The sequence below is a fragment of the Mesorhizobium calcicola genome, assembly GCF_042682105.1.
Lineage (GTDB): Bacteria > Pseudomonadota > Alphaproteobacteria > Rhizobiales > Rhizobiaceae > Mesorhizobium > Mesorhizobium calcicola.
This window is the reverse complement of the sequence record NZ_JBHUGY010000035.1, coordinates 78,945-102,057: the sequence shown is the minus strand read 5'-3', so window position 1 is coordinate 102,057 and position 23,113 is coordinate 78,945. Positions and strand designations below refer to the sequence as shown.

Genomic DNA, 23,113 nt, shown 5'->3' with positions numbered 1-23,113 from the left:
AGGTGCTCCCCGACGTTCTGTCTTTTTTACCGTTATTATGTATGATTTATTATGAATAATATGAGCAAGTCAAGCCGACATCGGGCTGCACCGGCTTCGCGGTCGTATTTCTGCTGCCCGTGCCTGCGGCTAACGACCGTTGGATAGATTCAGAATGGTCAGGTCCGCCATTCGCTTCCGCGCCGGGAACCCCCGATATGACTGTGTCGCGAAGTTCGTAGGGTTCCTGAGCGGCCGAGTTGAGAGGCTGGTGAATACTTCCGACCAGATGAAGGAACCAAACGAAAGCGTACGAGCGAGACTAGCGCCCCCAGACCACGGCATTCTCGTGCCGCTTGATGATGTGCTTCAGATTCTCGAAGGCGGTCGTGACATGGCCCGCGAAGCGCTCTGCCGCAGGCGAGCGTGGCCCGCTGACCCGGCGCAGGATGCCGAGTGAGCGGCTGGGTTGGGGGATTTCATAGGGGAGCACGGTCACCCGGTTCTCCTTGCGCTGCGCAAAGACCACGGAGAATGGCAGCACGGCCAGGGCATCGGTTTCGGCGAGGAAGTTGATCACGCTCATCAGCGAGCCTCCCGAATAGCGCACGTTCAGGTCAGACATGCCGATGCTCATCAAGATCATCTGCAGGTCCGACATCAACGGGGAGCCGGGCAGGGGCGCCACCCACGGAAAATTGGTCAGGTCATGCGCCCTGAGGCGGCGATTCCGCAGCAGAGGATGGTCCGGCCGGCAAGCCACGACATTGCGTCCGGGCAGGATCTCGGTGAATTCGAAGCCGGGTCCCAGGTCAAGCACGCCGATCGGCACGATCCCGAGGTCGATCTGGTTGCTCTCCAGCGCAGCGACCATCTCGGGCAGGTTCATATAGCTTTGCTGGACTGTCACCTCGGGTTCGAGCTTCTGGAATTCTCCGATCATCCGGCTGATCATCGCATCCATGAAGAAAGGCACGCCGCCGACACGGACGACACCCTTGGTGCCTTTCATGAAGCCCTGCACTGCATCCGACGCCTTGCGCGAGGCTGTGATGATCGTGCGCCCTTGCGCCGCCAGTTGGAAGCCGAGTGGCGTCGCCTGCAGCGGCCGGCGGCCCTTGAGGAAGAGTGGCTCGCCGACCCGTGCCTCCAGCATTGCCAGCGATCGGCTGACCGCGGGCTGGGTCAGGCCCAGCATGGCGGCTCCTTCCGATACGCCGCCGGCATCCAGCACCGCGGCGAGCTGCATCAAGTGGCGCTCGTTCAGCTTCATAGCAAAACGCTATACAAGGGACGTCACATCTCATCAAGCATCGCGTCGGGGCGTGCTATCCCGCTTGGCAAGGGGAAGGGAGGCCCCGGTGGAATGGACGGTCAGCACGACCCCCAGAGGGATCAACTCCCCAAGGCGATCTCGACGCAGGCCGGGGAATTCTCCCGGCGCCTGGCGGCAATGGACCAGTCCCGCCTGGCAGCGGCGGCGCAGGCTGCCGTCGATGGTTTGCACGCGCTGATCGTGGAGTTGCGACCCTCTGGCGACGAATTCCGGCTGGCGATCGACTTTCTGACCGAGGTCGGCCACTACGCCGATGCGCGGCGCCAGGAATGGGTGCTGTTTGCCGATGTCCTGGGCGTGTCCTCGCTGATCGAGGATCAAAACACCCCGCGCCCCCCTGGTGCAACCCCCAACACCCTGGCGGGACCTTTCTACCGAGCCGACGTGCCGGAGATGCCGCTCGGCGGGAGCATCTCGCGCGATCATAAGGGCGAGCCGCTGGAGGTTACGGGCCGGATCGTCGCGCTCGACGGGGAGGGGATCGGCGATGCGATGGTCGAGATTTGGCAGGCCAATGCCGAGGGTCTCTATGAGAACCAGGAACCGGACAGGCAGCCGGAATTCAACCTGCGCGGACGCTTCCGTTCCGATCCGCAGGGACGCTTCCGCTTCATGACGGTGAAGCCGAAGGGCTACACGCTGCCTGCGGACGGCCCGGTCGGTCAATTGATGTCAGCGCTTGGCCTTGGCCTTGAGCGGCCGGCCCACATTCATTTTCGCATCTCGGCGCAGGGCTTCGAAACGCTGACGACCCACATCTTCGACCAGTCGGACCCTGCGATCGGCCGGGATGCCATTTTCGGGGTCAAACCCGAACTCATGGCCGAGTTCCGCGCGCTGCCGCCCCATGGAGGAAAGCGGAAGCACGCGCTCGACCTCAATCTCGTGCTCTGCCCGCAGCGGCGGGGCGAAACCGAAACCTCTGGGAGGAGATGACCGATGGCCCGTGTCAGCGGCTACCACCATCTGACGCTGTCGACTGACGGCGCTCAGGAAGATTTTGATTTTTATACCAAGGCACTGGGCCTGCATTCGGTGAAGCGCACCGTCTTGTTCGATGGCGTCATCCCGGTCTATCACCTCTATTACGGCTCACCCAACGGCGATGCCTCGACGATCATCACCACCTTCCCGTTCCGCAAGCCAGGCGTCTATGGCCGCCGCGGCACCAACCAGTCGCGCACCATCATGCAATCCATCCCCAAGGGGGCTGCGGATTTCTGGGTGGACCGGCTGAACGCGCGCGGCATCGAGGCCACCAAGGTCACACGCTTTGGCGCCGACCGGGCAGCTTTCGCACATCCCTGCGGCATTTCGCATGAGCTGGTGGAAAGCGACAGCGATCCGCGCGCGCCCATCACCAACGAGGCGCAGGGCATCGGCAAGGCTCACGGCATCAAGGGCATCTACGGCGCCGTCGTGGCGGTGATGGATCGCACCGCAATGGACGACTTCTTGACCGTCGCATTGCCGCTGGAGAAGGAGGCTGACAATCATGAGGGGCTCGTGTTCCGCGTGCCGGACGCGACCGGTGTCAATCAGCGGGTCGAGGTGATCGTCGATCGCGACAGCGCACAGGGCACCTGGACGCTGGCTGGCGGGACGATCCACCACCTCGCCCTCAACACGGGCGACGAAGAGAACCAGCTGAAGTTGCGCGCTCATATCGAGGGCCTCGGCTTCACCGACATCTCGGAGCAGAAGGACCGCAACTATTTCAAGTCCTGCTATGTCCGCTCGCCCGGCGGCGCGCTGTTCGAACTTGCCTGGACCACACCGGAAGGCTGGGCCAAGGACGAACCCCCGGGCCAGATCGGCAAGACGCTGGTCTTCCCGCCATGGTTCAAGGACCGCGAGGGCGAATTGCAGACCGGTCTGGAACAGGCGGATTTCGCGTGAGCTCAGGCATCGGTCCACTCCGGCTCGGGCCAAAGGGCGCGGAAGCGAAGGCGATTTGCGTCTTCGTCCACGGCCGCGGCCAATCGCCGGAGGAGATGCAATCCCACGTGCTGTCGCGGCTTTCCGCGCCGTCCGTGGCATTCGTCCTGCCGCGCGCGCCGCTCGGCATGTGGTGGGAGGCGCGTGCTGTCGACCCGTTGACGCCGGTCGCCCGTGCCCACCTTTCCGACGCGCTCGACCACCTGGCGACCGCTGTGGTGGCGGCACGGGCGGAATTGCCCGGACTGCCGCTGCTTCTGGCGGGCTTCTCGCAAGGGGCGTGTCTGTCGATCGAGTATCTCTGCGCGGGGCTGCCGCCGCCGGACGCACTGGCGGCCTTCACGGGCTGTCGCGTGGGTGTTCCAGCGGACGGGCGATCGGAAGCCATGCCAGCCGGCGTGCCGGTCTATCTTTCCGGCAGCGACTCCGATCCCTGGATTCCGGTTTCGGCCTTTGCCGACACGGCGCAGTCGCTGGGCCGCGGTGGCGCGAGCCTGCGGGCCGATCTGTTCCCTGGCCGGAGCCATGAGGTTTCGGATGCCGAGATTGCAATGCTGGGCACCATCATCGCCGACCTGGAGGCCGGCCGGGGCGCACGCATGGGGGCGGCGCGATGATGGACAGTTTCACCTTTCCGGGTCTGACGACACGGGTGGTCTTCGGCTCAGGCACCATGGGGCGTGCCGAGGAGGAAGTCCGGCGACTTGGCCATGACAAGGTGCTGGTGCTTTCGACGCCGCATCAGAAGGCCGATGCGGAAAAGCTGGCCGATAGCCTCGGCGGCCTCGCCGCCGGGGTCTTTGCCGGCGCGGTCATGCATACCCCCGTCGAGGTTACGGAAAAGGCCGTCGATGCCTTCCGCGCCAGCGGCGCCACGGCGGTCGTCAGCCACGGCGGTGGCTCGACCACCGGGCTGGGCAAGGCCATCGCCGCCCGCACCGGCGCCGATCAGGTGGTGATCCCGACCACCTATGCCGGCTCGGAAATGACCGACATCCTCGGCGAGACGGCGGCCGGCGAGAAGACCACCCGCCGCTCGCCGGACATCCGTCCCGAGACGGTGATCTACGACGTCGATCTGACACTGAGCCTCCCGGTTGGTCTCACCGTCACCTCGGCGATGAATGCGATCGCCCACGCCATGGAGGCCTTCTACGCCCCCGACCGCAGCCCCGTGATCGTGCTGATGTGTCGGGATGCCATGGTTGCCTTCCGTGACGGCATTCCACGGCTGATCGATGATCCACGGGATCGCGGGGCGCGGACGCAGGCGCTCTATGCGGCCTGGTGCTGCTCGACCGCGCTCGGCTATGTATCGATGGCGCTGCATCACAAGTTGGCGCATGTCTTCGGCGGCTCGTTCGACACGCCGCATGCCGAAACCCACGCCATCCTGCTGCCCTACACGACCGCCTTCAACGAAGTGGTGGTGCCCGATCTGCTGCGCCCGATCGCCGAAACATTCGGTGGTGGCTCGGCGGGCGGCGGGCTCTGGGATTTCGCGCAGTCCGTCGGCTCACCGCTGAGCTTGAAGGAGATCGGCATCAAGGAAGCCGATCTCGACCGCGCGGCGGCGATCGCGGTGAAGAACGCCTATGCGAATCCGAGGCCAATCGACCCGGGATCGATAAGGGAACTCCTCCAGGTGGCGTTTGAGGGACGCCGCCCGGGGGACTGACAGAGGCAAGAGGGAGGAAGAGCAAATGATTACGAGACGGAGCTTACTGAAAGCGTCGGCGGCGACAGGCCTTGCGCTTGCTGGTTCTCGGCTGGCGACGCCGGCCCTCGCGCAGGGCGCCAAGATTCGCCTGGGCTATGTTTCGCCGCAGACGGGGCCGCTCGCCGGCTTCGCCGAAAGCGATGCCTACAACATCAAGGCTTTCCTCGCGTCCGAGGCGGGCAAGAATTTCGACGTCATCGTCAAGGACAGCCAGTCGAACCCCAATCGCGCGGCTGAAGTGGCGAAGAGCCTGATCGTCGATGATGAGATCAACCTGATGCTGGTTGGCTCGACGCCCGAGAACACCAACCCGGTCGCCACGACCTGCGAGGCGGAGGGCGTGCCGGTCATCTCGACCATGGCGCCGTGGCAACCCTGGTTCATCGGCCAACAGGGCAATCCGGCCGATCCGTCGTCGTGGAAGCCTTTCAACTTCGCTTACCATTATTTCTGGGGTCTCGAAGATATCATCGCCGTCTATACCGGCATGTGGAAGCAGCTTTCCACCAACGGCAAAGTGGGCGGCCTGTTCCCCAACGATGCCGACGGCAATGCCTGGGGCGACGCGAGAAATGGGCTCAAGCCCGGCCTTGGTGCCGCCGGTTTCAGCCTTGCCGATCCAGGTCGCTATCAGAACCTCTCGGACGACTTCACCGCGCAGGTCAACGCCTTCAAGGCGGCCGATGCCGAGATCGTCACCGGCGTGGTCATCCCGCCCGACTTCACCACCTTCTGGAACCAGGCCCGCCAGCAAGGCTTCAAGCCCAAGGCGGTGACGGTGGCCAAGGCCATCCTCTTCCCGCAATCGGTCGAGACGCTCGGCGACACCGGCCACAACCTGTCGTCCGAGGTCTGGTGGTCGGCCTCGCATCCGTTCAAGTCGTCGGTGACGGGCCAGAGTTCGGCGGACCTTGCGGCGGATTTCACCGTCAAGAACGGGCGTCCGTGGACCCAGCCGATCGGCTTTGTCCATTCGCTGTTCGAGGTGGCGGCCAATGTCATGGGCCGCGTTTCGGATCCGACGAATGCCGAGGCGATCGCGGCAGCCATAGCGGCCACCGACATGACGACCGTGGTCGGCAAGGTGGCCTGGAGCGGCGCGGGGCTGCCGCCTTTCGCCGCGAAGAACGTCTGCAAGACGCCGCTCGTCGGCGGCCAGTGGCGCAAGAAAGCCGGCGGCTTCGATCTGGTGATCGTTGAAAACGCCGGCGCGCCCGAGATCCCCACCGCCGGCAAGATGGAAGCCCTGGCCTGACGCTTCCGGGGCGGCGAATGCCGCCGCCCTCGTTCAGCGCGACCCCGAGGATGACCGTGATGATACTCAGGCTGCAAAACGTCTCGAAGTCCTTCGGCGCCATGAAGGTTGCGGATCGCGTGACCGTCACGGTGCCGCGTGGCGAGGCACTGGGCATCATCGGTCCGAACGGGGCAGGAAAGTCGACGCTGTTCAACCTGATCACCGGCAATCTGCTCGCGAATGAGGGCCGCATCGAATTCCTCGGCCGCGACGTAACCCGCGCACCCGCTATGGAGCGGGTGCGCATGGGCATCGGTCGCAGCTTCCAGATCCCACAGCCTTTCGAGGGGCTGACCGTGTTCGAGAACCTCTTGACCGCCGCCGCCTTCGGCCGGGGTGGACGCGAGGCCGAGATGGTCGACGATTGCGCGCGTATCCTTGCGGAGACCGAGCTTCTCAGCAAGGCCAATGTCCTGGCCGGATCGCTGAGCCTTCTCGACCGCAAGCGCCTGGAACTCGCTCGCGCCTTGGCGACGGGACCCGAGCTTCTGCTTCTGGACGAGATCGCGGGCGGGCTGACCGAGGGCGAATGCAAGGCGCTGGTCTCGACGATCAAGGCGATCCACGCCAGGGGCACGACGATCATCTGGATCGAGCATGTCCTGCATGCTTTGACCTCGGTGGTCGAGCGGCTTCTCGTGCTGGATTTCGGGCGCGTGATCGGGATCGGCGCGCCGGACGAGATCATGGCCTCGAAGGAGGTTCGCGAAATCTATCTGGGGCTCGAGGTCTGATGCTGCTGGAAACGCGCGCCCTCACAGCGAATTACGGCCAGTTCCGGGCACTGTTCGGCGTGGATATAGCCGTGGCGGCGGGCGAATGCGTGGCGATCATCGGCGCCAATGGCGCCGGAAAATCCACGCTGATGCGCTCGATCACGGGCGTGATCCGCAACGGGGCCGCCATGGTTCTGCACCGGGGCGAGCCCATTGGCGTGCTGTCCTCGGCCGAGGTCATGAAGCGCGGCATCGCCATGGTGCCGGAGGGGCGCAAGCTCTTTCCTTCGCTGAGCGTCGAGGAAAACCTGTTGGTCGGCGGGCAGGCGCGCAAGGCGCCAGGGCCGTGGAGCCTGGAGGCGGTCTACGACCTCTTCCCGATCCTGCGCGAGCGGCGCAAAAGCCCAGGCACGGCGCTCTCGGGCGGCCAGCAGCAGATGGTCGCGATCGGCCGGGCGCTGATGTCGAACCCGGAATTGCTGCTTTGCGACGAGATCAGCCTCGGCCTCGCGCCTGTCGTCATCCGCGATATCTACGCAGCACTTCCCAGGATCCGCGCAGGCGGCGCCGCGATCGTGCTGGTGGAGCAGGACATCGGCAAGGCGCTGGCCGTGGCCGACCGCGTCTACTGCATGATGGAGGGTCGCGTCACGTTGGTCGCCAAGGCGGCCGAGGTCACGCGCGAAGAAATCCATTCTGCCTATTTCGGAGTGGCGGCATGACGATGGAATCGAGGCACCATCGTTTGCCCGCGCAGCGTTGTTGTGGCCCAACAGAGGTGGCGCGGCGATGATCTGGCTGGACACCCTCGTTCAAGGGATTCTGCTGGGCGGGCTCTACGCCCTGTTCGCCGCCGGGCTAAGCCTCGTCTTCGGAATCATGCGGCTGGTGAACCTTGCCCATGGCGACCTCATCATTTTTGCCGCCTATCTGGTGCTGCTGGGCGTCACGCTGCTCGGCCTGTCGCCCTGGGTCGCCGCGCTGATCGCCATGCCGGCGATGTTCGCGCTCGGCTGGCTGCTGCAGGCCGCCGTGCTGAACCGGGTGCTGGGCAAGGACATCCTGCCGCAGCTTCTCGTCACGTTCGGCCTGTCGGTTGCCCTGCAGAATGGGCTGCTCGAGGCCTTTTCCGCCGACAGCCGACGCATTCCGGCAGGCGCACTGGAGGGGGCATCGCTCGACCTCGGGCTCGTCTCGGTGGGGGTGATGCCGCTGATGACCTTTGCGTCCGCGATCGTCGCCATCGTTGCCTTGAACGGGCTCTTCTATCACACCGCCCTCGGCCGTGCCTTCCGCGCCACCTCGGACGACGCCGTGACGGCGGGTCTGATGGGGATCGAGCCGAAGCAGGTGTTCGCCATCGCCACCGGTATCGCGATGGTCGTGGTGACGCTGGCGGCGCTCTATCTCGGCATGCGGGCGAACTTCGATCCCTCGATTGGACCGGCGCGGCTGATCTATGCCTTCGAGGCGGTGATCATCGGCGGTCTCGGCAGCCTGTGGGGAACGCTTGCGGGCGGGATCATCATCGGCGTGGCCCAAACGGCCGGCGCGGCGGTGAATCCGGAATGGCAGATCCTGACGGGCCACATCGCCTTTCTGGCCGTTATGCTGCTCAAGCCGCGGGGCCTGTTCCCGCGGGCAGTGGATTGAGGGGCGGCATGTATCGGCTGACAACCCGCACCCGCGCCGGAACTGCCACCGAGATCGCAGTGCTCGTTCTCGTCGTGGCCGGGCTCGCCTTGCCCGCCGTGACCTCGCGCGGTGTCATACAGGATCTGTTCTTCATCCTCACCATGCTGACGCTGGCGCAGATCTGGAACTTGTTGGCGGGTTATGGCGGCTTGGTCTCGGTGGGCCAGCAGGCCTTCGTCGGCATCGGCGCCTATGCGATGTTCGCGGGCGTGATCCTGCTGGGCTGGAACCCGGTTGTGGCGATCCTGCTGGGCGGTCTTGCGGCGCTGGCTCTGGCCGTTCCCACGGCCTTCTTCGCCTTCCGTCTGCAGGGCGCCTATTTTGCCATCGGCACCTGGGTGATCGCCGAGGTGATGCGCCTGCTGATCGCGCAGTGGAAGGCGCTCGGCGGCGGCACCGGCACCTCGCTGCCACGCGAGGCGACCAGCAACATCATGGGCACGGATGCGATCCGGGCGCTGTTCGGTGTGCGCGAAGCAGCCGCGCGCGACATTCTCGCCTATTGGCTGGCGCTGGCGCTGGTCGTGGCCGTCACAGCCTGCATCTACTGCCTGCTGCGCAGTCGCCTCGGGCTGGCGCTGGCGGCTGTGCGCGACAATGTCGGGGCGGCCCAATCGGTCGGCGTCAATGCCGGGCGGCTCAAATGGGCGGTGTTTCTGATCGCCGCGGCCGCCACCGGACTGACTGGCGCGCTGATCTTTGTGCAGACGGCCCGCATCTCGCCGGAAGCTGCCTTCGCCGTCACCGACTGGACGGCCTACGTCATCTTCATCGTCGTCATCGGCGGCATCGGCACCATCGAGGGCCCCATCGTCGGGGTGCTGGTCTTCTTTGTGCTGCGTTCGGCGCTGGCTGACTACGGCAGCTGGTACCTGATGACACTCGGCCTCGCCGCCATCGCGGTGATGCTGTTCGCACCGAAGGGGCTGTGGGGGCTGATCTCGGCCCGTAGCGGCCTGCACCTGTTTCCGGTCCGCCGCAGGCTGGCCGGTCCGAATATTAAGGGAGGAGATTGATGGCGGATATCGAAACCGACGTGCTGATCGTGGGCACAGGCCCGGCCGGCTCGGCCACGGCGGCGCTTCTATCCAGCTCCGGCGTGGCCAACATGGTCGTGAACCGCTACCGCTGGCTGTCGAATACGCCGCGCGCCCACATCACCAACCAGCGCACCATGGAGGTGCTGCGCGACCTCGGGCCGGAGGTCGAGGCCGAGGCCGTGATGCACGCCTCGCCGCAGGAGCTGATGGGCGAGAACGTGTTCTGCGAAAGCCTGGCCGGCGAAGAGCTTGGCCGGATGAAGAGCTGGGGCACGGACCCGCTCTCCAAGGCTGAACATCTCCTGTCGTCGCCGTCCTTCATGAACGATCTGCCCCAGACCTTCATGGAACCGATTCTGTTCAAGACGGCATGCGCGCGAGGAACGCAGGCACGCATGAGCACCGAATACGTCAGCCATGTTCAGGATGCGGACGGCGTGACCACGACCTGCCGCGACCGGCTGTCGGGCAAGGACTTCACCGTACGGTCGCAGTTCCTTGTCGGTGCCGATGGCGGCAATTCGCTGGTGGCCGAGCATCTGGGTCTGCCGTTCGAGGGCAAGATGGGCGTCGGCGGGTCGATGAATATCCTGTTTCGAGCCGATCTTTCGAAATACGTCGCTCACCGGCCAAGCGTCCTCTACTGGGTCATGCAGCCCGGTGCCGACGTCGGCGGGATCGGCATGGGACTCGTTCGCATGGTGCGGCCGTGGAACGAGTGGCTGATCGTCTGGGGCTACGACATCAACCAGCCGCCGCCGGACGTGACGCCGGAACTGGCCACCGGTGTCGCGCGTCAGCTGGTCGGAGATCCCGAGCTCGAGATCGAGCTTCTGGGCGCCAACACCTGGACCGTGAACAACTGCTTCGCCACCCGGATGCAGAAGGGGCGGGTGTTCATCATGGGTGACGCCGCGCACCGGCATCCTCCCTCGAACGGGCTCGGATCCAACACTTCGATCCAGGACGGGTTCAACCTCGCCTGGAAGCTTGCCAATGTCGTCAAGGGGCAGGCGGGCATCGGGCTTCTGGACAGCTTTTCGGCTGAGCGTGCGCCGATCGCGCGCCAGATCGTGACGCGCGCGAACCAGTCCATCGCCGAATTCGGACCCATCTTCGAGGCGCTCGGCATGGATGGCGGCGTGGATCACGACAAGATCCAGAGGAACATGGAGGCCCGCGCCGACGCGACCCCAGCGGCCGAGGCGCAGCGCGAGGCACTCCGCAGGGCCATTGCCTTCAAGAGGTACGAGTTCGATGCCCATGGCGTCGAGATGAACCAGCGCTATGCGTCGGGAGCGGTGGTGACCGACGGCCAGCCCGAGCCGGCTTTCGAGAAGGATTGCGAGCTGCACTATGCGCCGACGACCTGGCCCGGCGCGCGCTTGCCGCACGTCTGGGTCTTTGAGCGCTCCGGCAGGAAGGTCTCGACACTCGACCTTTGCGGACGTGGCGAGTTCACGCTGTTGACCGGCATTGGCGGCGAGGCGTGGGTTGCCGCTGCCGGGACGGTGGCCGCGGAACTCGGTCTGCCGATCCGCACGCATGTCATCGGCCCGCGTCGAGCGATCGAGGACCATACCGGCGACTGGGCGCGCCTTCGCGAAATCCGCGACGCAGGCTGCCTGCTCGTGCGTCCCGACCAACACGTCGCCTGGCGCTCGCAGGCGCTGGCCGCCGATCCGGCGGGCGAGTTGCGCCGGATCCTCAAATCCATTCTCGCTCGCTGAGGAATGTCCATGATCGACGAACACGAATACGGCTACTTCACGGAAGCGAACTCGGCCGAAGTCGTCGTGGCGCGCAACAAGAACGCCAAGGACCAGCGGCTCATCCAGGTGATGGAAGTCATCACCCGCAAGCTGCATGAGGCGGTGAAGGAGATCGAGCCGACACAGGAGGAATGGTTCGGCGCGATCATGTTCCTCACGCAGACGGGCCAGATCTGCAACGAATGGCGCCAGGAGTACATCCTGCTGTCGGATGTCCTCGGCGTCTCGATGCTGGTCGATGCGATCAACAACCGCAAGCCATCGGGCGCCTCGGAATCCACCGTGCTGGGGCCATTCCATGTCGCCGATGCGCCCGAACTGCCGATGGGCTCGAACATCTGCCTCGACCAGAAGGGCGAGCCGATGTTCGTGCACGGCCGCATCCTCGACACCGAGGGCCACCCGATCGCGGGCGCCAGGATCGACGTCTGGCAGGCCAATGACGAAGGCTTCTACGACGTGCAGCAGAAGGGCATTCAACCCGACTTCAACCTGCGCGGCGTCTTCCGTACCGGCGCGGACGGACGCTACTGGTTCCGCGGCGCAAAGCCCAAATACTACCCGATCCCGGATGACGGGCCTGTCGGCAAGCTGCTCGGCGCGCTGGGACGCCATCCCAATCGCCCGGCGCATCTGCACTACATCATCGAGGCCGCAGGCTTCGATGCGCTGACCACGCACATCTTCGATCCGGACGACCCGTACATCGATTCGGACGCCGTCTTCGGCGTGAAGAAGAGCCTGCTCGCCGAGTTCCGCAAGGTCGAGGATGCCGAAGCCGCCGCCAGGGCCCAGGTCTCGGCTCCGTTCTACGACGTGGAGTTCGATTTCGTGCTGTCGCGGAAGAAGACCAAGTGACCCTGCGCCGCAGGTGCCGCGAAGGCGCCTGCACGCAGGTCGGTATTGCGCAAACGGGAGGAAACTGATGGCCGCACTTGAGAAGATGTTCGATGTCAGAGGCAAGTCGGTGATCGTCACCGGCGGCGCAAGCGGCATCGGCCAAGCCTATGCAGAGATCATGGCCGAGCATGGGGCGAAAGTCTGCATCTTCGACCTGAATCCTGCCGGGCTGGAGAAAACCGTGGCGGCGATCGGTGCTGCCGGCGGCGAGGTCTGGGGCCAGGTCGTCGATGTCGGCGACCGTGCGGCGATGGCTCGAGCCTTCGACAAGGTGGCTGAGAAGACGGGTTCGATCGATGTCGTGTTCGCCAATGCCGGGATCGACGCCGGACCGGGCTTCAACACCCCGACCGGCGAGAGGAATCCCGAGGGCGCCATCGAGAACCTTCCCGACGAGCACTGGGACAAGGTGATCGAGATCAACCTGACTTCGGTCTACACCACCATAAAGCACGCCGTCCGGCACATGAAGCCGAATGGCGGCGGCCAGATCATCGTCACTTCGTCCATCGCCTCGCTGATCAACGAGAGCATCGTGGGCACGCCCTACATGCCCGCCAAAGCCGCGGTGAACCATCTCGTGCGCCACATGGCGATGGAACTCGGCGCCTACAACATACGCATCAACGCCATCCTGCCCGGTCCGTTCATCACCAACATCGCCGGTGGCCGGCTGCGCAACCCGGCGGACCGCAAAGCCTTCGAAGCCCAGTCGCTCGTCGGCCGGATCGGCGATCCGGAAGAGATCAAGGGCCTTGCGCTTTATCTGGCGTCGCCCGCCGCGTCCTACGTGACCGGCTCGCTGATCGTCATCGATGGCGGCTCGCTGCTGCGGATGACCTGAACAATGAACAAGCTTTGAACTGACGCCGGTCTCGTCGAGGGGACGGGCCGGCTTAACCAAGGGAGGAAATGACGATGACCTACTACAACAGACTTGTGAAATCGGGCTTGCCCAGCCGCCGGACCGTGCTGAAGGGGCTTGGAGCTGGTGTTGCCGCCAGTACGCTGGCCATGCCGCGCTATGCGCGCGCCGCGACCGCCGGGAAGATCAAGATTGGCTATCTCAGCCCGACGACGGGACCACTCGCCCTCTTTGGCGAAACGGATGGCTATACCTTGCAGAAGATCCGCGCCTTGCTCGGCGGCCAGCTAAAATGCGCCGACGGCAATACTTACGAGATCGAGATCCTCGATCGCGACAGCCAGTCCAATCCGAACAAGGCATCGGAAATCGCCGGCAACCTCATCCTGAACGACGAGGTGCACCTGCTCGTTCCGGCGTCGACCACCGACACGATCCTGCCCGCGGCCGAACAGTGCGAACTCTATGAGACACCATGCATCTCTTCCGGCGCGCCCTGGCAGGCGGTGATCATGCCGCGCGGCGGCGGCAAGCAGACCTTCGAATGGACCTACCATTTCTTCTGGGGCCTCGACGAGGCGCTGAATACCTTCGTCGGGCTCTGGAACCATCTCAAGACAAACAAGAAGGTCGGGATGCTGTTTCCTCAGAACATCGACGGCGAGACCTGGGGCAATGACGAATACGGCCTGCCGGCGCCGACCCGCAAGGCCGGCTACGAGGTCGTGGTGCCCGGCTACTTCCAACCGCGTACCAATGATTTCTCCGCCCAGATCGCCGAGTTCAAGAAGCAGGGCTGCGACATCATCGGCGGCATCACCTATCCGGACGATTTGAAGACCTTCGTCACCCAGTGCAACCAGCAGGGCTTCAAGCCGAAGGCAGTCACGGTGGCAGCGGCGCTGCTGTTCCCAAGCGGCGTCGAGGCGATGGGTCCGCTCGGCAACGGCATGTCCTCGGAGGTCTGGTGGACGCCGGCCTTCCCGTTCAAGTCGTCGCTGACCGGGCAGGTCAGCCGCGACATCGCCGACCAATGGGAAGTCGACGCGAAGCGGCAGTGGACTCAGCCGCTGGGCTATTCGCATGCCCTGCTCGAGGTGGCGCTGGACATCCTGAAGCGCTCTTCCAATCCACTCGACCGCCAGGCCAACCGCGATGCGCTGGTCGCCACCGATCTGCAGACGCTGGTCGGCCACATCAAGTTCGACGGCTCGCCCCACAAGAACATCTGCAAGACGCCGATCTTCGGCGGCCAGTGGGTGAAGGGCGAGAAATGGCCCTACGACCTGAAGATCGTCGACAACACGGTCAATCAGCTCTTCGCGCCTCAACAGCCGATTCAGCCGATCGCCTGGTGACATGAGCGAGGACGCGGGGGGAGTCATGGACAGAGAAATCCTGCTCAAGGCACGCAGCGTATCGAAGTCCTTCGGCGCCGTCCGCGTCCTGCATGAGGTGAGTTTCGACGTGCATCGGGGCGAGGTGCTGGGCATCCTCGGCCCGAACGGGGCGGGCAAGACGACGCTGTTCAATATGATCAGCGGCGATTTGAAGGCGTCGGCCGGCGAGATCCAGCTCAGCGAGACGGCGCTCCGCGGCGAGCCGCCCTTCCGGCGCTGCCAGATGGGGATCGGGCGGACCTATCAGATCCCGCGTCCCTATTCCGGCATGACCACCTTCGAGAACCTGCTGGTCGCCGCCGCTTTCGGCGGCGGCCGCTCCGAGAAGACAAGCTATGCCTTCTGCGCTCAGGTTCTGCGCGATTGCGAGCTCTCCGACAAGGCCAATGTCTCGGCGGGGGCTCTGACGCTCCTCGATCGCAAACGGTTGGAACTGGCGCGCGCGCTGGCTTCGGATCCGAAGCTGCTGCTTCTGGATGAGATCGCGGGCGGGCTGACGGACGATGAATCGAAGGCGCTGGTGGCGCTGGTGCGCCGCATCCGCGACCGCGGCATCACCATCGTGTGGATCGAGCATGTGCTGCACGCGCTGCTGGCGGTGGCCGACCGGCTCTTGGTGCTGAATTTCGGTGAGAAGATCGCCGAAGGCGTGCCGGCCGAGGTGATTGCACTGCCCGAGGTCCAGCGCGTCTACATGGGGATCGAGGTATGACGGCCGTTCTTTCCACCCACGGGCTCCTCGCCCGCTATGGGGATTTCCAGGCCCTCTACGGCATCGACACCGAACTGCACCAGGGCGAGGCCGTGGCCCTGATCGGCGCGAACGGGGCAGGAAAGTCCACCCTCTTGCGTTCGATCATGGGCCTGCTCCCGGTTGGGCGCGAGATGGTGCGGCTGCACGGCGAGCCTGTCGGCGGTACCGCGACCGATCGCATGGTGCAGAAGGGTGTCGCCATCGTGCCAGAGGGCCGTCGCCTTTTCACCGGCATGTCGGTCGAGGACAATCTGCGCGTCGCCATCGACCAGGCCGCGCGCGTGGGCGCCAAGGGTGGATGGACGCTGCCGCGGTTGCACCAGCTGTTCCCCATCCTCAAGCAGAAGGCCCGCACGCAGGTGCAGAGCCTCTCGGGCGGGCAGCAGCAGATGGTGGCCATTGGCCGCGCGCTGCTGTGCCAGCCGCGCGTCCTGCTCTGCGACGAGATCAGCCTCGGCCTCGCACCGAAGGTGATCCGCGAAATCTATGCCGCCTTGCCCGAAATCCGCGCCACCGGCACGGCGGTGATCCTGGTTGAACAGGATGTGAGCCTCGCCCAGTCCGCCTCCGACCGCCTCTACTGCATGCTGGAGGGCCGCGTGACCCTCTCCGGCAAGTCCGCCGAAGTCACGCGAGAGCAGATTGGCAAAGCCTATTTTGGAGCGGGCCATGGAGTGGTTTGACGCATTGGTGCAGGGGATCCTGCTGGGCGGCATGTATGCCCAGTATGCGCTCGGCATGGCGCTGATGTTCGGCGTCATGCGGATCGTCAACATCAGCCATGGCGATCTGGTGATCCTTCTGTCGCTGATCGGCATCTCGATGTCCACGGCCTGGGGCCTGGGGCCGCTGCCGGTGCTGATTGTGCTGGTGCCGCTCGCGGTGCTGATGGGTTGGGTGCTGCAGAAGGTCGTCCTCAACCGCGTGGTGGGCAGCGATCCGCTGCCGTCGCTGATCGCGACCTTCGGGCTGTCGATCGCGTTGCAGAACCTGATGCTTCAGATCTGGTCCGCAAACAGCCGGTCGTTGCCGGGCCGCGGGCTGGAGAGCCAGTCCATGGAGATCGCCGGCATCTATGTCGGCGTCCTGCCGCTGATCGTGCTCGCGGTCGCCATGGGGCTGACCTGGGGCCTCGACCTGATGCTGAAGCGCACGCGCTTCGGCCGGGCGCTCCGTGCCGCTTCGGCCGATGTCGAGGCAGCAGCGATGACCGGCATCGATCCCCGCGCCGTCTACGCGATGGCAACGGCGGTCGCGGTCGGTATCCTCGGCTTCGCAGCCGTCTTCCAGGCACTGCGGTCGACTGTCGCGCCGGCCGACGGACCCGCGCAACTGATCTATGCCTTCGAGGCGGTGATCATTGGCGGCATGGGTGCGGTGTGGGGCGCCTTCATCGGCTCGATGGTCCTCGGCATCTCGCAGGCCATCGGCTTCCGCGTCGATCCAGGCTTCGGCGTGCTCGCCGGCCACATCGTCTTCCTGATCGTGCTGGCGACGCGCCCGCAGGGCCTGTTCGGAAAGGCCTCATGATGAGCGCAATCGCCTATGCCGCAACCGAGGTGCGCGAGGTCCTGGTCCAGCGCCAGACCCAGTCGGGCCGCATCGCGATGATGCTCTCGGTGCTGGCGCTGATCGGGATCGCCGCCATGCCGTGGTGGGCCTCGACCGGAACGATCCGGTCGATTCTTGTGCTGTGTTGCTATGTCGCCGTCGCGCAGATGTGGAACCTGCTCGCCGGCTATGCCGGCCTCGTCTCGGTAGGCCAGCACGCCTTCATGGGCGCCGCGGGCTATGCGCTTTTCGTGCTGGCGCAGACTTACGGCATCAATCCGTTCGTGGCGGTCTTCCTTTCACTCCTGGTGCCTGCGGCGCTGGCTGTGCCGATCTACCTGCTGCTTCATCGCCTGGACGGCCCGTATTTCTCGATCGGCACCTGGGTCGTGGCCGAGGTCTTCCGGCTGACTGCGTCGAACCTGCCCCTCGTCAACTCTGGCGCCGGCATGTCGCTTCGGGTGATGAAGGACTACTCATCCTTCGAACGCAATGTCGCCATGTCGCTGCTCTGCGCGGGCATGCTGCTGGTCACGCTGGGCGGCAGCTACTGGCTGCTTCGCTCGCGCTTCGGCCTTGCGCTGATCGCCATGCGCGACAATCCGGTCGCAGCGGCCAGCCAGGGCGTGAATGTCGCAAAGCTGCGCTTCCTGATCTATGTCGCAGCGGCGGTGGGCTGCGGCCTGGCGGGCGCGATCTACTTCATGGCGCAGTTGCGCATCACCCCGGGCTCGGCCTTCGATCCCATGTGGGCGAACATCGCGATCTTCATCGTCATGGTCGGCGGGATCGGATCCATCGAAGGCGTTCTGATCGGGTCTTTGATCTTCTTCGTCGCTGACCGCTGGTTTGGAGAGTACGGCGCAACCTATTTCGTGATCCTCGGCCTGATGACGCTGCTGGTGGCGCTATACGCCCGCACCGGCATCTGGGGCCTGATCTCGAAACGATGGGATGCGCCCTGGTTCCCGATTCGGCGCAAGCTCGTCGATCCGAAGCACTGAGAGGAAGGGATCTCATGAAAGCAGCCATCTTCGATAGGGTCGGCAGTCCGCTGCGGATCGGCATCGTGCCCGAGCCGGCACCAGCGCCCGACGAAGTCCTGCTGCGCGTTGCCGCCTGCGGCATTTGCGGCAGCGACCTGCACATCACGGAGGACCCGGTCCCGTTCGGCATCGGCGGCGGCTTCGTCCTTGGTCACGAATTCGCAGGTGACATCGTCGCGGCCGGGTCGGAGGTGACCGGCCTTCGGATTGGTGATCGCGTGGCGGTCGTGCCGATGCGCGGCTGCGGGCATTGCGAGGCCTGCGGGCGAGGCGATCCCGGGCGCTGCCCCGAGATGGTGCTGATCGGCGGCGGCTATGCGCAATACGTCACTGTCGCCGCGCGCCAGTGCCATGTCCTGCCCCACGACGTGGCGCTCGAGGATGGCGCGCTGGCCGAGCCGCTCTCGGTCGCGCTGCATTGCGTTTTCCGCTCGGGCATGAAGCCGGGAGACCGGGTCGCCATCCTGGGTGCCGGACCAATCGGCCTGCTCGTCGCCTTCTGGGCGCGGCGGATGGGGGCCTCGCGCGTCGTCGTCGCGGACCTTCATGACCATCAGCGCGAGCGTGCGCTCGCTCTCGGCGCGACCGGCTTCGCGCTTTCGGGCGAAAGGCTGGCCGAAAACCTCGCCGATCTCTGCGGTGGGGCGCCTGATATCGTCTTCGAATGCGTCGGCAAGCGCGGTCTCATCGGCGCCGCGGTCGAGGCGGTCCGGCTGCAGGGCACGGTGGTCGGCGTCGGCCTCTGTATCGGCGGCGATCAGTGGGACCCGTTCATGGCGCTGATGAAGGAAGTGAACCTGCTCTTCTCGGTCTTCTTCCATCAGCGCAACGAATTCGGCGTCGCGCTCGATGCACTGCGCGGCGGACCTTTCAAGCCACAGGCGCTGATCACCGATCGGATCGACCTGTCGCCGGTTCCGCAGATCTTCGAGAGCCTTCGCCACCGCACAACGCAATGCAAGGTGCTGATCAAGCCGGACCTTGCCTAAGGAGGCCGGAACTTTGTCTGAGGAGGCCGGAATTTTGTCTGAGGAGGAAATGAGATGACAGTTCAGTTCGAAACACTCGAATACAATCTCGGCGGCACCAAGACGGTGGTGAAGGCCATCGGCAAGGGCAAACCCGTGCTGTTCCTGCACGGCGCCTCGACACTTGAAGGTTTCGATTTTGCAGAAGGTCTCGCCGACCGTTTCCGCGTTCTGTGCCCCAGCCATCCGGGCTTCGGCTTTTCCGGCCCGGCGCCGCATGTGGCTGGCATGTCCGACATGGTTCTGCACTATCTGAATCTGCTCGATGTCCTGGGCCTGCCGGAGAAGCCTCATCTCATGGGCTTTTCCATGGGTGGCTGGATGGCGACCGAGCTCGCCGGCGTTGTGCGCGAACGCTTCGACAAGGTGGTGCTGATTTCGCCGGCAGGGCTCAACGATCCCGAGCATCCGGCCACCGATCTCGGTGAGATCGCGCCACAGGAGCTGCCGGCCTATCTGGCGCATGACGTTTCGGTGGCACTCCGCTACTTCCCGGATGGTTCGGATACCGCCTTCGCGCGGGCCTTCGGCGCCGATCGCGCCCGTGAGGGCGAGACGCTCGGCCGGCTGCTGGCGCCATTCGGCATGGGCCACCCGAATTTACGCCGCTTCCTGGCACGCATCACCAATCCGACGCTGGTCGTCTGGGGCACCAAGGACCGTCTGCTGCCCGTGAGCCAGGCGCCGCTCTTCGTCGAGGCGCTGCCAGACGCACGGCTGATCCTGGTCGAGAACGCTGGCCACTTCGTCATGCAGGAAGAACCCGGAACCCTGACCAAGGTCGGCGATTTCCTCGCAGGCTCAAACCGATTTCAATGAGGAGGAGAGATCATGAACAAACCCATCAAGCATGGCTCGTGGGGAACGACCGTCGACCATCGTGACTTGCTGAGGAAGATCGCGGAGATCGGGCCGATCCTGGAAGCCAACGCCGCCGCCGATGAAGAGAACGGCGAACTGACCCCGGCTACGTTCGAGGCGCTGAAGCCGTTGCGGATGTCGCACATCTTCGCCGCGGAAAGCCTTGGCGGCGCGCAACTGCCACCGACACAGGGCCTCGAACTCATAGAGGCGATCACCTGGCATTCGGGATCGGCGGGCTGGGTTTCCATGGTGCACTGCTGTATCGGCGCGATGTCGGCGGCCTTCCTGCCCGACAGTGCGGTCGAGCGGCTTTTCGCACCCGGCACCGACAACCGTTTTTCGGGGCAGGGCGCACCGCTCGGCATGCTGAAGAAGGTCGACGGCGGCTACAGGCTAAACGGCAAGTGGAGCTATGGCAGCGGTTTCAGCCACGCTACCTACAGCCACAGCGCCGCCTTCGTCGACGATGGTGCCGGCAAGCCCGCCAAGGATGAAAAAGGCAATGTTATCGTCATGTGCGCCCATGCGCCGATCTCCGAGCACAAGAAGCTCGGCAACTGGGACGTGCTGGGCCTCGGTGGCACGGGCAGCATCGACTATGCGGCCGAGGACGTCTTCATCGCCGACGATCTCGTTTTCCCGATCCTGACAGCGCCGCCGCTGCGCCAGAAGGAGTTCTTCAGTCTCGGTGTGGTGGGTCTCGCCGCCATCGGCCACACTGGCTGGGCTCTGGGCACCGGGCGGCGGATGCTGGACGAGATCGCCAAGTTCGCCCGCTCGAAGTCGGGCCGCGCCGGACTGATCGGCGAGAGCGAGAAGTTCTGGCACGACTATGGCCGTGCCGAGGCCCGCTATCGCGCTGCCCGCGCCTTTGTCTTCGAAGTCTGGCGCGACATCGAGGGGACGGTCGAAGCCGGCAATAGGATGTCGACGCGGCAGATCAGCCTTGTCCATCTGGCCAAGTCCGAGATTCACGAAGTTGGCGTCGATATCTGCAACTTCGCCTACCGCGCGGGCGGCGGCGCGTCGCTGCGCGCCGGCGTGATCCAGCGCACCTTCCGCGAGATGATGGTGGCGGCCAACCACTTCACGATCGCGCCGTCGATCGTCACATCGGCAGGCCGCGACATAGGCGGTATTTGGAGCAACCATGTCTGGCAGTTCTACGATCTGATCGAGAAGAAGTAGTCCGAAGGGCCGGGCGGGGACGCCGCCCGGCCTCCTTCAAAGTGGAGATGAGATACGTCGATGAGCTTTCCGCATCCGATGACCAACGCCTTCCGCGAAGCCTTTCGTCGCCATCCGGCGGGTGTCGCTGTGATCACGGCCGACCCTGGTGATCAACCGGTGGCGATGACCGTGTCCTCGCTGATCTCGGTAAGCGCCGCGCCACCGGTCGTCGCCTTTTCACTTTCAATGAAGTCCACCTCGTCCGGACCCATGCTGCGGGCCGAGACCATGGTGATCCACCTGCTCCGCTTCACCGATATTGACCTGGCGCAACTCTGCGCGTCGAGCGGCGCGGAACGCTTCCCGCCCGGGGGCGCCTGGGCGCGGCTACCCACGGGCGAACCGCGCTATACGGGCGTTTCGACCTGGTTCCGTGCGCGTCGGCTCGGCCTCCTGCCGATCGAGGGAGCGACGCTGGTCGCGGCGGAGCTGCTGGAAGGCGACGTGCAGCCGGACGAAGTCCCTCCAGAGGCGCATTCGCTGGTCTATCTCGACCGTCGCTGGCATCGCCTGCACAAGGAACTGGACGGCGTGGCCGAGCTTCTTGATTCGTCGCGTTTTCTTTAAGCGAACCGGTTCCTAAGCGCTCGAAAGGCGTCGTGGCGAGTATGGAGGCCGAGACTGCGCATCGGACAGCCGCGCCGGCTGTCGGGCCATGGACCTTCCATCCTGACACGAATGCGCAAACCCTCGTGTTACGCTCTGATGGTGTTACGTCACCGATCTGATAGCCATCAAAGCAAATGGGAGAGGTCGCCACGTCGGGGGTGCCGATACCGGCCTGCGCATCCAGACGGCGGATGAGAAGTTCCGCGAAGCTTTTGCCAAGTGCGTAGGCATGCTGGCGGCCAGGCATTTCCCCGGACTGGTCAAGGCGGGCGACTGCGCCGCCGTGGTGGCCGTGCTGGTCAACTGCTGAATGACGAAGTCGCTACGAAAGATATGCCAGCCAGGCGGTTCAATTCATAACGCCGTCTTTATTTGTATCTGATCTGCTGATACATAACCCCGTGTGACGAGTGCGGGCCATATGTCGAATGAAATCATGGTTGTCGATCCGCTTGAGCGGCTTGACTTGTTGAAGAGCCTCGCGAGCGAGGTCCGGGTCCGGATTCTCGATCTGCTGCACCGCAAGGGGCCGAAAAACGTCAATCAAGTGGCCGAAGAACTGGGTCTTCCGCAATCGACAATTTCCGCAAACATCCAGGTTCTTGTCGATGTCGGATTGATCGAGACGAAATCACAGAAGGCGCGCAAGGGAAGCCAGAAGGTCTGCTATTCGACCTTCTCCGAGTTGGTTGTCGTCTTTAAGGACCGCACCCCGGCGCAGGATCTCGGCGTCATAGAAGTGGCGATGCCGCTTGGACTCTATACAAGATGCGAAGTTTCCGCTCCCTGCGGCCTGTGCTCAAAGGACGGCGTCATCGGACTGCTCGATGTGCCCGACACCTTCCTCGATCCTGACCGTATGCGGGCCGGGCTGCTGTGGTTCACGCGTGGCTTCGTCGAATACCAGTTTCCCAACAATGCGACGCTTGCCAATGCCAAAGTCGGCGGGTTGGAGCTGGCGATGGAGCTTTCGTCCGAGGTGCCGGGCACATCGAAGGATTGGCCATCGGACATCACGGTCGCGATCAACGGACACGAGATAGATACCTGGACGGCGCCGGCCGACTATGGCGACAAGCGCGGGAAGCATACGCCCGGCTGGTGGAAGCTGGCCGGATCTCAGTATGGCGACCTCGCACACTGGCGCGTCACGAATAACGGCACCTATCGCAACAATGACAAGGTTTCGAAATGCTCGCTGGCTGATCTGGAGCTCGAGCGGCACCGCTCGATCCGGATACGAATCGGCGTGAAGGAAGATGCGCGTCACCCCGGCGGCATAAACATCTTCGGCAGCGGCTTCGGCAATTACAGCAACGACATCGTTCTGCGCCTGCTGAAGGCTTGAGAGCATATTAGGCCCTTGACGGGCG

Annotated in this window: 23 protein-coding genes and 1 pseudogene; 23 read left to right on the top strand and 1 reads right to left on the bottom strand. The window is 64.6% G+C overall.

Annotated elements, in window-relative coordinates:
• Positions 1 to 301: 301 nt before the first annotated feature.
• Positions 302 to 1,252: a LysR family transcriptional regulator gene (locus ACFSQT_RS23620; protein ID WP_379022669.1), complete on the bottom strand. Its 951-nt coding sequence runs from the start codon at positions 1,250 to 1,252 to the stop codon at positions 302 to 304.
• Between the two features lie 93 nt (positions 1,253 to 1,345).
• Here ACFSQT_RS23620 and ACFSQT_RS23615 point away from each other — a divergent pair, with 93 nt between their 5' ends.
• The 23 genes and pseudogenes from ACFSQT_RS23615 (at position 1,346) to ACFSQT_RS23505 (ending at position 23,088) form a co-directional block, all read left to right on the top strand.
• Complete coding sequence (locus ACFSQT_RS23615; protein WP_379022667.1) at positions 1,346 to 2,251, top strand: dioxygenase family protein; 906 nt, start codon at positions 1,346 to 1,348, stop codon at positions 2,249 to 2,251.
• A 3-nt stretch (positions 2,252 to 2,254) separates the two neighbouring features.
• Entirely contained in the window at positions 2,255 to 3,214 is a 960-nt protein-coding gene (locus ACFSQT_RS23610; RefSeq protein ID WP_379022665.1) for a VOC family protein, read from the top strand.
• A complete protein-coding gene (locus tag ACFSQT_RS23605) occupies positions 3,211 to 3,870 on the top strand; it encodes an alpha/beta hydrolase (protein ID WP_379022663.1) in 660 nt (219 codons plus the stop codon). Before ACFSQT_RS23610 ends, ACFSQT_RS23605 begins: the two co-directional genes overlap by 4 nt.
• A complete protein-coding gene (locus ACFSQT_RS23600) occupies positions 3,867 to 4,931 on the top strand; it encodes a maleylacetate reductase (RefSeq protein WP_379022661.1) in 1,065 nt (354 codons plus the stop codon). Before ACFSQT_RS23605 ends, ACFSQT_RS23600 begins: the two co-directional genes overlap by 4 nt.
• Positions 4,932 to 4,956: 25 nt before the next feature.
• Entirely contained in the window at positions 4,957 to 6,228 is a 1,272-nt protein-coding gene (locus tag ACFSQT_RS23595; RefSeq protein ID WP_379022659.1) for an ABC transporter substrate-binding protein, read from the top strand.
• Between the two features lie 59 nt (positions 6,229 to 6,287).
• On the top strand, positions 6,288 to 7,004 hold the full coding sequence (locus ACFSQT_RS23590; protein ID WP_379022657.1) for an ABC transporter ATP-binding protein: 717 nt from the start codon (positions 6,288 to 6,290) through the stop codon (positions 7,002 to 7,004).
• On the top strand, positions 7,001 to 7,708 hold the full coding sequence (locus ACFSQT_RS23585) for an ABC transporter ATP-binding protein (protein WP_379022703.1): 708 nt from the start codon (positions 7,001 to 7,003) through the stop codon (positions 7,706 to 7,708). Before ACFSQT_RS23590 ends, ACFSQT_RS23585 begins: the two co-directional genes overlap by 4 nt.
• A 67-nt stretch (positions 7,709 to 7,775) precedes the next feature.
• Positions 7,776 to 8,639 (top strand): branched-chain amino acid ABC transporter permease, encoded by an 864-nt coding sequence (locus ACFSQT_RS23580; RefSeq protein ID WP_379022655.1) that lies wholly within the window; start codon positions 7,776 to 7,778, stop codon positions 8,637 to 8,639.
• Positions 8,640 to 8,647: 8 nt separating this feature from the next.
• The gene (locus tag ACFSQT_RS23575) at positions 8,648 to 9,697 is read left to right on the top strand and encodes a branched-chain amino acid ABC transporter permease (RefSeq protein ID WP_379022653.1); all 1,050 of its coding nucleotides are present in this window, start codon (positions 8,648 to 8,650) and stop codon (positions 9,695 to 9,697) included.
• A complete protein-coding gene (locus ACFSQT_RS23570) occupies positions 9,697 to 11,451 on the top strand; it encodes an FAD-dependent oxidoreductase (RefSeq protein WP_379022651.1) in 1,755 nt (584 codons plus the stop codon). The genes ACFSQT_RS23575 and ACFSQT_RS23570 overlap by 1 nt, the downstream gene beginning before the upstream one ends.
• A 9-nt stretch (positions 11,452 to 11,460) precedes the next feature.
• Positions 11,461 to 12,351 (top strand): intradiol ring-cleavage dioxygenase, encoded by an 891-nt coding sequence (locus ACFSQT_RS23565; RefSeq protein ID WP_379022649.1) that lies wholly within the window; start codon positions 11,461 to 11,463, stop codon positions 12,349 to 12,351.
• A gap of 67 nt (positions 12,352 to 12,418) precedes the next feature.
• Positions 12,419 to 13,237, top strand: coding sequence for an SDR family NAD(P)-dependent oxidoreductase (locus ACFSQT_RS23560; protein WP_379022647.1), 819 nt, complete (start codon positions 12,419 to 12,421; stop codon positions 13,235 to 13,237).
• A 74-nt stretch (positions 13,238 to 13,311) separates the two neighbouring features.
• On the top strand, positions 13,312 to 14,616 hold the full coding sequence (locus ACFSQT_RS23555; RefSeq protein WP_379022645.1) for an ABC transporter substrate-binding protein: 1,305 nt from the start codon (positions 13,312 to 13,314) through the stop codon (positions 14,614 to 14,616).
• Between the two features lie 25 nt (positions 14,617 to 14,641).
• Entirely contained in the window at positions 14,642 to 15,370 is a 729-nt protein-coding gene (locus ACFSQT_RS23550; protein WP_379022643.1) for an ABC transporter ATP-binding protein, read from the top strand.
• Entirely contained in the window at positions 15,367 to 16,095 is a 729-nt protein-coding gene (locus ACFSQT_RS23545) for an ABC transporter ATP-binding protein (RefSeq protein ID WP_379022641.1), read from the top strand. Before ACFSQT_RS23550 ends, ACFSQT_RS23545 begins: the two co-directional genes overlap by 4 nt.
• On the top strand, positions 16,082 to 16,942 hold the full coding sequence (locus ACFSQT_RS23540) for a branched-chain amino acid ABC transporter permease (protein ID WP_379022639.1): 861 nt from the start codon (positions 16,082 to 16,084) through the stop codon (positions 16,940 to 16,942). The genes ACFSQT_RS23545 and ACFSQT_RS23540 overlap by 14 nt, the downstream gene beginning before the upstream one ends.
• Positions 16,939 to 17,967: a branched-chain amino acid ABC transporter permease gene (locus ACFSQT_RS23535; protein WP_379022637.1), complete on the top strand. Its 1,029-nt coding sequence runs from the start codon at positions 16,939 to 16,941 to the stop codon at positions 17,965 to 17,967. Before ACFSQT_RS23540 ends, ACFSQT_RS23535 begins: the two co-directional genes overlap by 4 nt.
• Before the next feature lie 14 nt (positions 17,968 to 17,981).
• Positions 17,982 to 18,998, top strand: coding sequence for a zinc-dependent alcohol dehydrogenase (locus ACFSQT_RS23530; RefSeq protein WP_379022635.1), 1,017 nt, complete (start codon positions 17,982 to 17,984; stop codon positions 18,996 to 18,998).
• Between the two features lie 54 nt (positions 18,999 to 19,052).
• The gene (locus tag ACFSQT_RS23525) at positions 19,053 to 19,856 is read left to right on the top strand and encodes an alpha/beta fold hydrolase (RefSeq protein ID WP_379022633.1); all 804 of its coding nucleotides are present in this window, start codon (positions 19,053 to 19,055) and stop codon (positions 19,854 to 19,856) included.
• Positions 19,857 to 19,868: 12 nt separating this feature from the next.
• Positions 19,869 to 21,089, top strand: a complete 1,221-nt coding sequence (locus ACFSQT_RS23520; RefSeq protein ID WP_379022631.1) for an acyl-CoA dehydrogenase family protein — start codon at positions 19,869 to 19,871, stop codon at positions 21,087 to 21,089.
• A gap of 60 nt (positions 21,090 to 21,149) precedes the next feature.
• On the top strand, positions 21,150 to 21,698 hold the full coding sequence (locus ACFSQT_RS23515) for a flavin reductase family protein (RefSeq protein ID WP_379022629.1): 549 nt from the start codon (positions 21,150 to 21,152) through the stop codon (positions 21,696 to 21,698).
• Between the two features lie 244 nt (positions 21,699 to 21,942).
• Positions 21,943 to 22,050: pseudogene (locus ACFSQT_RS23510) on the top strand (N-alpha-acetyl diaminobutyric acid deacetylase DoeB); the annotation flags it as partial.
• Between the two features lie 111 nt (positions 22,051 to 22,161).
• A complete protein-coding gene (locus ACFSQT_RS23505) occupies positions 22,162 to 23,088 on the top strand; it encodes an ArsR/SmtB family transcription factor (RefSeq protein ID WP_038653432.1) in 927 nt (308 codons plus the stop codon).
• The last annotated feature ends 25 nt before the right edge of the window (positions 23,089 to 23,113 follow it).